This is a genomic window from Corallococcus sp. AB049A (genome assembly GCF_003668885.1).
GTDB classification, from domain to species: domain Bacteria; phylum Myxococcota; class Myxococcia; order Myxococcales; family Myxococcaceae; genus Corallococcus; species Corallococcus interemptor.
In genome coordinates, this window is the sequence record NZ_RAWL01000380.1 from 1 (window position 1) to 8485 (window position 8485).

The window sequence follows — 8485 nt, forward strand, 5'->3', positions numbered from 1 at the left end:
GCCTTAAGCCCTCCCCCCGGAGCCGCCCGCCGGAGTTCCGGCGACGCAGCGCGTTGCACACATTCCGTGACCTGCTCGCAACTTTTCGGCGCTTCGGGTGAGAATGGATCAACGCAGCAAGCTTTCCCTCCCCCCTTCAAAAATCCGCACACCGCAGGAGCCTCAAGCCATGGGAACCATCGGGCGCACCTCCAACAACACCATCGCGCGCACCACCACGACCACGGGGACCGGCGCGGCCGCCCCGGCCAAGACGGCGACCCCGGTCACGGCGAAGCCGGTCAACACCGTGAAGGATGGCTTCGACGCGAAGGCGACGAACAGCGCGGTGCGCACCGCGGCCCCCGCGGCCGTGTTCACCGCCCCGGCGGGCGCGAAGGACAAGGCCTATGACGGCAAGATCATGGGCAAGGGCGGGCAGGCCTTCGACGCCAGCACCCCGCTGAGCCAGGTCCCCGCGTACGAGCCCAAGGGCGGCGTGAAGCAGCCGGGCACCATCATCTACGTGAACGGGATGATGACGGACAAGGCGGGTCAGGAGACCACGCTGCAGGCCATCGCGGACAAGACGGGTCAGAAGACCATCGGCATCCACAACTCCACCGAGGGCTTCTTCAAGGACCTGGGCCAGTGCGTCACGGACAAGATGGACAAGGGCAAGAACCCGGCCGTGGACACGCTGGCGGACTCGCTCTACACGGAGCTGAAGGCCGGCCGTGACGTGCACCTGATGGCGCACAGCCAGGGTGGCCTCATCACCAGCCGCGCGCTGAACGACGTGGCCAAGCGGCTGCGCATCGAAGACGGTCTGTCCCCCGCGCAGGTCCAGGAGAAGCTGGGCAAGGTCTCCGTGGAGACCTTCGGCGCCGCGGCGGCGACCTACCCGGACGGCCCCAAGTACGTCCACTACGTCAACGACAAGGACCCCGTGCCGGGCCTGTTCGGCCTGGGCACCAGCGGCAAGAGCCCCCTGGACCTGCTCAAGCACGCGGGCAAGGACGCGAAGATCCGCTACTTCTCCGAGAAGAGCATCTTCTCCGGCGCGCACAACATCAACGACACGTACCTCAACCAGCGCGTCCCGTTCGACCAGGCGCGCGCCGGCTAGTTCTCATCCCGGGCCTGGACTGGTATGACTGCACGTATGACGCTCGAAGATGCCCAGCGGCTGGTGCAGTCATTCATCCAGGCCCACGGAGGCGATGCGCAGGCCTCCGGGCTGAACGCGAAGGGATTTGGCGGCGCCGCTCTTGGCGAAGCGCAGATCTACTTCGAGCACGTGAAGGACTCGGGGGCGCTGAAGTGCAGCGCCCTCATCTACCGCTTCCGCGACGCGCCCCGTCCGGGCGTCATCGACGGGTTCCGTGACGAAGAGAAGAAGGGCACGGACACTGGCGGCGGCAAGGTGGACTACGAGGCCGAGAACAAGAGCCTCTTCCTGAGCCGCACCTACGGCGTGGTGCCGTCGGCGCAGCAGTTCAAGGAAGACCTCGACCGGCTCGTGGAAGCCAGCCTCGTGTGGGGCGACGAAGTCTTCAACCGCGTCGCGGATCGCGTCATCCCCGCGAAGTGATCAGCTCCTTCTCCAGCAAGGTCCAGTGGCTCCTGTCCTCCATGGGCCTGGCGCGTCCCGCGCCGCCCGCTGGAGGGCCGATGACGCGCGACGCGGCCCGGCAGCTGGTGAAGTGGTACCTCCAGTCCCAGGGCGCCGGCGTCTCCGAAGGCCTCAATGAACAGGGGCTGGGCGGCATGATGAACGGCGAAGGCCAGTACGCCTTCGAGCACGTCGAGTCGCCGCCGGCGCTCAAGTGCAGCGCCCTCATCTACCGGTTCCGCGAACCGCCCAAGCCCGGCATCATCGAGGGCTTCCGGCAGCAGCAGGAAGAAGGCACGGACACGGGCGGCGGCAACGTCGACTTCGAGCCCGACACCGGCAATCTCTTCCTGACCCGCACCTACGAAGTCATGCCGGACGGCCGCGAGTTCACCCGCGACCTGGACCGGCTGGGCAAGGCCAGCGTCGTCTGGGGCAAGGACGTGCTGGACCGCGTGGCCCACAAGGTCTTCGGGACCTGAGAGCCTTCCCGGGCCGCTCCCGAGCCTCCTGGGAGGCGCGCTGCATGGACAGCGCGCCCCGGGGCCCGGTGAAGCGCCGCTACACCGACTGCATCACGTAGAACTTCAGGTACTTCCCTTCCGGGAACTGCAGGCGCACGGGGTGATCCGGCGGCTGGTAGCGCTCCTCCACCAGCGCCAGGTCCACGCCGGCCTTGAAGCCCGCCTCGCGCACGGCGCCCATGAACATGTCGCCCGTCACGCGCGCGGAGCACGACGCGGTGGCCAGCAGGCCGCCGGGACGCAAGAGCGCCAGCGCCTGCCGGTTGAGGGACGCGTAGCCGTCCACGGCCGCCTCCACCGCGCGCTGGCTCTTCGCGAAGGCGGGCGGGTCCAGGATGATGAGGTCGAACGTGCGGCCCTCTTCCTTGAAGGACTGGATGAGCGCGAACACGTCCGCCGCCAGGAAGTCGTGCTTCGCCGCCGGCAGCCCGTTGCGCGTGAAGTTCTCCCGCGCCAGGGCGATGGCCTCCGGGTCCTGATCCACGGAGAAGACGCTGTTGGCCCCGCCCAGCGCCGCGTTCACGGAGAAGCCGCCGCTGAAGCTGAAGCAGTTGAGCACGTCCCTGCCCTGCCCCAGCCGGCGGATGAGGTAGCGGTTCTCACGCTGATCCAGGAAGAAGCCCGTCTTCTGCCCCTTCCACGCGTCCACCAGGAAGATGGCGCCGCGCTCGCGGATGGGGATGAGCTCCGGGGCCTCCTCGCCCCACAGCATCTTCCCGCTGCCGCGCCCGTCGTCCTCCTCCACGTCGTCGCGCCCCACCTCGTCGCGGCCGAGGATGCCCTTGAGGCCCGGGACGCCCGCCTTCAGCGCCTCCACGATGAGGGGGCGGTACGGGGTGAGGCCCGCGGAGTAGAGCTTCATCACCGCCCAGCCCGCGTACAGGTCCACCACCACGCCGGGCAGGCCGTCGCCCTCGCCGTGGATGAGGCGGTAGCTGTCCGTGTCCTTCAGGTCGATGAGCGCCGTGCGCGCGGCCAGGGCGCGCTGCACGCGCTGGGTGATGAAGCGCGAGTCCACCGTCTCACGCGAGTCCCGCGTGAGCACGCGCACCGCGATGGCCGAGTGCGGGTCGTAGTACCCGCGCGCGACGAACTTCCCGTTCTCCGTCAGGTCCACCACGCTGCCGGCCGGGATCCGCGGCATGTGCTCCAGGGCCTTGCGGAACACCCATGGGTGCCCCGCGCGCAGGTGACGCCCCAGGCCTCGGGCCAGCTCCAGCTTCACGACATTCACGTTGAAACTCCTCGACTGCGACTGCGGGCCGTCCGGCGGCGGGCGAGGAGGGCGCGAGCCAGCTCCTCGAAGCCCCGCCCCTCGGGCGCCCGGGTGATGAAGGCCGGCGGCGCGTCGATGCGATCCAACACCGCGCGCACGTTGGCCACGCCCACGCCCAGCTTGAACGCCTGGAACATCGGAGCGTCGTTGAAAGAATCCCCCGCGTAGACGTACCGGCCGTCCGCGGGGTCCAGCTTCTCGCCCCACGCCACCTTCGCGAAGCGGCGCGACGCGGAGAGCTTGTCGAAGCGGCCCAGCCAGCAGTTGACGTGGACGGACGAACGCACCGCCGTCACGCCCCGCGCCCGGAGCAGCGCCTCGATGCGGGAGGCCCCTTCGTCTCCCAGCCGGGCCTCCTCGTTGTAATCCACCGCCAGGTCCACTTCCGTGTAACGGCTGTCCACGGACAGCCGCGCGCCGGGCACCTGGGCGAGCACGCGCTCGACCTCCTCCTCCAGGCGCTGGCGGTTCGCCACGCGCTGGGCAGGCGGCTCCAGGTACACCTTCCGAAGCTTCCCCTTCGCGTCCTTGAGGAAGAACAGCCCGCCGTTCTCCACCACGACGCCGTCCACGGGGAGCTGACGGGCCCATGCCTCACCCCACCCCGCCGGGCGGCCACTCACCAGCACCACGCGCAGGCCCGCGGCGGACAGCTTCTCCAGGGACTGGAGGGTCTGGCTGCGCAGCTTGTGGCCCGTCGTCAGCGTGCCGTCCACGTCGGTGAAGACGCCCTGCACGCCGGACAGGTCCGCCTGCCTCAAGGGGCGCGGCGCTCCGGCCTTCATGTCCGCGGCCTTCACATCACGTCCAGTTGCGCGAGCTGGGACTGGAAGGACTCGATGGTGGTGAGCAGCTCCGGGCCCGTGAGCGTCGCGAGCTTCAGCTTGCGCGCCTTGCGCAGGAACGCGTCCATCGTGGGGTCCCGGCCATAGAGCGACTGCGCGCTGGCCGCGGCCTCCGCCAGCGCCTTGGCGGACGCGACGGGGTCCTTCGTGGACTGGGCAAGCGCGCGCTCCAGGCGCACGCCGCACGCGGCCCACACCTCGCGGTCGTGGAGGATGAGCAGCTGGCGCTGGTTCACCGCGGACAGGCTGCGCACCAGCTCATCCAGCGACTCCGTCACGGTGAGCAGCGCCTGCTTCTCCGGGGCGTCCTGGAGCGCGAGCGCGCCAATCTCCGCGCGGGCCTCCACGATGTGGCGCTTGTCCTGCGCGCGCAGGTTCCGGTACGCGGCGGTGCGGCCGAAGGCGTCCAGCTCCGTCTGGAGCTGCTGCGCGTTCCACAGCACCTCCTCCGGCTTCGCGTCGCGCACCTTGTTGAGCCGCGCCCCGACGATGCGGGCCAGGTCGGACGTGATGGCGCGCACCGTGACGGCCGCCTTCACCTCCGCCTCGTAGCCGGGCACCACCTGGGCGCGGGACACCTCGCCGAAGGTGCTCGCGGACTCGAAGACGAGCTGGCTCATCTGTTCGCGGTAGTCGGACCGGAAGCGTTGGATTTCCGCCAACAGCTGCCAGCGGTCGCTCACCACGGACGGGTTGCGCATGGCCTCGCCCAGCTGGGTGATGCTCTGGGCCAGCTTCGTCATGCCCTCCTGGAGGATGGCGGGCACGTCCGTGGAGCCCTTGCCGCGCGACGCGGACGGCGGGGGCGTGCCGGGGAACTGCTCCCGGATGACGTTGAGCAGCGCGTTGACGTCCATCACCGTGTCGCGGATGACGGGCGCCATCTCCTCCCACAGCGACAGGTCGGGGCTGGCGTCGACGACGGGCGTCTCGTACTTCACCAGGTCCAGGTCGCTCAGCCGGGAGATGGCATGGGCCGCGGCGAGATACACCGCTCGCAGCCGCGCGGCGAAGGCGCGGTCGGGCAGCGACTGGAGGATTTGTTCGAGCCTCGGGGTCAATGAGGCCAGCGGGGGATTCTCGGCGGCAGCGGACACGTTGCCCCCACTCTACCGCTCGACATCGCGTCCGGGGAGTTCTAGCAAGCGTCCCGGGCCCATCAGCTGGGCCGGGGAGTCCACGGAAATGATCCAGGTCTGTCTGTGGGAGGACGGCAGGGCTGTCTCGGGGGGTGAAGAGCTGCTCGACCGGCCGGGGCCCAAGTGGATCGACGTGCTGGAGCCGAACGCGGAGGTGATGGGCCGCCTGGCCGAGCGCTTCCAGCTGCACCGCCTGGCCGTGGAGGACTGCCTGCACCTGGACCAGCGGCCCAAGCTGGAGGAGTACCCGCACCACCAGTTCATCGTGATGCAGGGCTTCAGCTGCGGCTCGGACGTCACGGAGCTCACGCTGCACGAACAGCACTTCTTCCTCGCGCAGGACTGGCTCATCAGCGTGCACGCGCTGAAGCTGCCGGGCCATGACTCCGTCCTGAGGCGCGTGAAGGACGACCCCGCGGGCACGCTGGGCCGGGGCGTGGACGTCATCCTCTACCTGCTCGCGGACGCGCTCGTGGACGCGCAGTTCCCCATCATGGACGACTTCGGCGACCGGCTGGACGACCTGGAGGACGCCATCTTCGCCGAGCCGGATCCGGAGCACCTGCAGCGCATCTTCCAGCTCAAGCGCGCGCTGGTGACGCTGCGCCGCGTGCTGTCCCCGCAGCGGGACGTGGTGGGCATGCTGTCGCGCCGGGGCATCCCGCAGATTCAGGAGAAGACGACGCTGTACTTCCGCGACGTCTACGACCACCTGGTGCGGCTGTACGAGCAGATTGACGCCAGCCGCGACGTGGTGGGCAACGTGATGGACGGCTACCTGTCCATGGTGGCCCAGCGCACCAACGACATCAGCAAGCAGCTCACCATCTTCGCCACCCTCTTCCTGCCCCTGTCCTTCATCGTGGGTTTCTTCGGGCAGAACTTCGAACAGTTGACGGGACCATGGTGGTACGCCGCCATGTGGGGGACCATGGTGGGCTTCCCGTTGGGGCTCGTCGGCTGGTTCAAGTACAAGAAGTGGATTTGATGACGCCGCGCGCGGCTCGGTGGGAGGCACGCATGCTGACGGTCGCCGTGGATGGGACTCCGCTGTTCTACCGGGACGTGGGCCAGGGGCTGCCGGTGCTCCTCATGCACGCCTTCCCGCTGGATGGCTCCGCGTTCGACCGGCAGGTGGCCGCGCTGTCCGGGCGCTACCGCTTCCTCGTGCCGGACCTGCGCGGCTTCGGCCAGAGCCGGTTGGGTGAAGGCCCCACGGAGATGCGAAAGCTGGCGCAGGACGCGCTCGCGCTCCTGGACGCGCTGAACATTGACACCGCGGTGGTGGGCGGCGTGTCCATGGGCGGCTACGCGGCCCTGGCGCTCCTGCGCGAGGACCCGGGCCGGGTGCGCGGGCTGGTGCTGTCGGACACGCAGTGCACCGCGGACGACGCCGCCGGGAAGGACAAGCGCGAGGCCACCGCGCAGCAGGCGCTCAAGGAGGGCTCGGCGTCCGTCGTCCAGGGGCTGGTGCCCAAGCTGGTCCACGCGGGGCCGGACTCGCCGGTGGGCCGCGAGGTGACGAAGCTGGGGCTGGCCGTGCCGCCGGAGTCCATCGCCGCCGCGCAGCGGGGCATGGCGCTGCGGGTGGACAGCAAGGACCTGCTCGCGCGCTACGCCGGGCCCGCGCTGATTGTCGTGGGCGAGCACGACGCGGTGACGCCGCTGGCGAAGGCGAAGCAGATGGCGGACCTGGTGCAGGGCGCGCGGCTGGAGGTCATCCCCGGCGCGGCGCACCTGCCCAACCAGGAACAGCCGGAGGCGTTCAACTCGGTGCTGGACAGCTTCCTCGCGTCGCTGGCCTGATGGACGCCTGCCGTCCTCTCGCCAGGGAAGTGCGCGATGATGAAGTCCCCCGCTCCGGAGCCCATGTACCTGCCCGACGTCGAGTCGCACGAGTCCGACGGGCACTACGGGAAGATGATCGCCATGGCGCGGGCCGGGGGCATGACGCCGCCGGGCATCTGGCACCTGTTCGCCTTCAAACCGCGCATGACGGACGCGCTGTCCGCCTTCACGCATGAGGTGATGCGCGGCCCGTCCCCGCTGTCCGCCGGGCTGCGGGAGCTCATCGCCGCGTACACGTCGCGGCGCAACGCCTGCGTATTTTGAACGGGCTCTCACGCCGCGGTCGCGGCGGAATTGCTGGGCAGCACGGAGCGCGTCCAGGCGGTGCTGGACGATGTGAAGACGGCCCCCATCCCGGAGGCCGAGAAGGCGTTGTTCGCCTTCGTGGACCAACTCAACGACGCGCCCGGAGACGTGCGCCGCGAGGACGTGGAGCGCCTGAAGGCAGCCGGCTGGACGGACGAGGCCGTCTACGACGCGGTCTCCGTCTGCGCCCTCTTCAACTTCTACAACCGGTGGATTGACGGCACCGGCGTGCAGGGCCTCTCACCGGCCATGTACGAGCGGTCCGCGAAGCGCATGGCCGCGGGCGGCTACCTGCCCGCGCCCCCCCCGGGCTCCCCACCGCCATCCTCCGGCGGGGACCCGGAGCGCTGACATCACCTGAATCAGGGCTGGCAGACGGCCTGCGAGTCCTGCACCGCGCACGACGAGCAATCCGCCGTCTTCACCAGCACGCCCTGCTGGCACGTGAGGAGCGCGTTGCCGTTCGGGCTGCACGTGCCCTTGCCCTCGGCGGCCACGGCGCACCCGTCATTCTCCTGGTTGAGGGACGTGTCGCACCGCACGCTGTCCGCCAGCTCGCGGCAGCCCAGCGGCCCGCGGCACGCCAGCGGACGCCAGGTGCCGTTGCGGCACTCCAGGGCCTGCGCGTCGTCCTGGCACACGTAGTCGCCGCCGTCACACGAGTCGCCCGAGCCCGGCCCTCCACAGCCGGAGAGGAGGAAGGAACCGACGAAGGCCAGGAGCGCGAGGGAGAGACGTTTCATGGGTGGCGGCGACTCTTTTCGACAGGTATTTCGCTGTCAACCGCCGCCGAGCGTCTCGCGGAAGTAACGCCGGAAGTTGCCACCCATCACACGTTCCACCCAGGACTCCGGGTGTCGTTTGAGCAGGGCTTCCGTGAGTCGCGGCAAATCCGTCACGTCCCGCATGCCCCGGGGCAGCGCCACCATGCCGTCGTAGTCACTGCCCACGCC

At 69.6% G+C, this 8485-nt stretch carries 12 protein-coding genes; 7 read left to right on the forward strand and 5 right to left on the reverse strand.

Annotation, left to right across the window (positions count from 1 at the left end; all coding sequences use genetic code 11):
- Window positions 1–169: 169 nt before the first annotated feature.
- The 3 genes from D7X55_RS30610 to D7X55_RS30620 are packed head-to-tail and all read left to right on the forward strand — an operon-like array spanning window position 170 to window position 2076.
- On the forward strand, window positions 170–1108 hold the full coding sequence (locus D7X55_RS30610; RefSeq protein WP_120552327.1) for a hypothetical protein: 939 nt from the start codon (window positions 170–172) through the stop codon (window positions 1106–1108).
- Window positions 1109–1144: 36 nt separating this feature from the next.
- A complete protein-coding gene (locus tag D7X55_RS30615; protein WP_120552328.1) occupies window positions 1145–1573 on the forward strand; it encodes a hypothetical protein in 429 nt (142 codons plus the stop codon).
- Window positions 1570–2076: a hypothetical protein gene (locus D7X55_RS30620; protein ID WP_233610166.1), complete on the forward strand. Its 507-nt coding sequence runs from the start codon at window positions 1570–1572 to the stop codon at window positions 2074–2076. The genes D7X55_RS30615 and D7X55_RS30620 overlap by 4 nt, the downstream gene beginning before the upstream one ends.
- Before the next feature lie 79 nt (window positions 2077–2155).
- Here D7X55_RS30620 and D7X55_RS30625 read toward each other — a convergent pair whose 3' ends face one another.
- The 3 genes from D7X55_RS30625 to D7X55_RS30635 are packed head-to-tail and all read right to left on the reverse strand — an operon-like array spanning window position 2156 to window position 5336.
- Complete coding sequence (locus D7X55_RS30625) at window positions 2156–3352, reverse strand: class I SAM-dependent rRNA methyltransferase (protein WP_120552329.1); 1197 nt, start codon at window positions 3350–3352, stop codon at window positions 2156–2158.
- Window positions 3349–4179, reverse strand: a complete 831-nt coding sequence (locus D7X55_RS30630) for an HAD-IIB family hydrolase (protein WP_233610167.1) — start codon at window positions 4177–4179, stop codon at window positions 3349–3351. Before D7X55_RS30630 ends, D7X55_RS30625 begins: the two co-directional genes overlap by 4 nt.
- 11 nt (window positions 4180–4190) lie before the next feature.
- Window positions 4191–5336 carry a hypothetical protein gene (locus D7X55_RS30635; protein ID WP_120552331.1) on the reverse strand — a complete coding sequence of 382 codons (1146 nt, stop codon included), beginning with the start codon at window positions 5334–5336 and terminating at the stop codon, window positions 4191–4193.
- A gap of 88 nt (window positions 5337–5424) precedes the next feature.
- Between D7X55_RS30635 and D7X55_RS30640 the strand changes: the two genes are divergently transcribed.
- Genes D7X55_RS30640 through D7X55_RS30655 form a run of 4 tightly spaced genes read left to right on the forward strand, consistent with a single transcriptional unit; the run spans window position 5425 to window position 7883 of the window.
- Window positions 5425–6366: a magnesium transporter CorA family protein gene (locus D7X55_RS30640; protein WP_120552332.1), complete on the forward strand. Its 942-nt coding sequence runs from the start codon at window positions 5425–5427 to the stop codon at window positions 6364–6366.
- 32 nt (window positions 6367–6398) lie between these two features.
- Window positions 6399–7184 (forward strand): alpha/beta fold hydrolase, encoded by a 786-nt coding sequence (locus D7X55_RS30645; RefSeq protein WP_120552343.1) that lies wholly within the window; start codon window positions 6399–6401, stop codon window positions 7182–7184.
- A 36-nt stretch (window positions 7185–7220) separates the two neighbouring features.
- The gene (locus D7X55_RS30650) at window positions 7221–7490 is read left to right on the forward strand and encodes a peroxidase (RefSeq protein WP_120552333.1); all 270 of its coding nucleotides are present in this window, start codon (window positions 7221–7223) and stop codon (window positions 7488–7490) included.
- A 30-nt stretch (window positions 7491–7520) separates the two neighbouring features.
- Entirely contained in the window at window positions 7521–7883 is a 363-nt protein-coding gene (locus D7X55_RS30655) for a carboxymuconolactone decarboxylase family protein (protein WP_120552334.1), read from the forward strand.
- Window positions 7884–7894: 11 nt separating this feature from the next.
- Here the strand turns inward: D7X55_RS30655 and D7X55_RS30660 are convergent, their stop codons facing one another.
- On the reverse strand, window positions 7895–8275 hold the full coding sequence (locus tag D7X55_RS30660; RefSeq protein ID WP_121724913.1) for a hypothetical protein: 381 nt from the start codon (window positions 8273–8275) through the stop codon (window positions 7895–7897).
- Between the two features lie 36 nt (window positions 8276–8311).
- A partial coding sequence (locus D7X55_RS30665) for a membrane dipeptidase (protein WP_199747221.1) occupies window positions 8312–8485 on the reverse strand: 174 nt, incomplete at its 5' end.

Coding starts and splice junctions, on each gene's coding strand:
- D7X55_RS30610 (WP_120552327.1), top strand. CDS start 170: ATGGGAACCATCGGGCGCACCTCCAACAACACCATCGCGCGCACCACC.
- D7X55_RS30615 (WP_120552328.1), top strand. CDS start 1,145: ATGACGCTCGAAGATGCCCAGCGGCTGGTGCAGTCATTCATCCAGGCC.
- D7X55_RS30630 (WP_233610167.1), bottom strand. CDS start 4,179: ATGAAGGCCGGAGCGCCGCGCCCCTTGAGGCAGGCGGACCTGTCCGGC.
- D7X55_RS30640 (WP_120552332.1), top strand. CDS start 5,425: ATGATCCAGGTCTGTCTGTGGGAGGACGGCAGGGCTGTCTCGGGGGGT.
- D7X55_RS30645 (WP_120552343.1), top strand. CDS start 6,399: ATGCTGACGGTCGCCGTGGATGGGACTCCGCTGTTCTACCGGGACGTG.
- D7X55_RS30650 (WP_120552333.1), top strand. CDS start 7,221: ATGATGAAGTCCCCCGCTCCGGAGCCCATGTACCTGCCCGACGTCGAG.
- D7X55_RS30660 (WP_121724913.1), bottom strand. CDS start 8,275: ATGAAACGTCTCTCCCTCGCGCTCCTGGCCTTCGTCGGTTCCTTCCTC.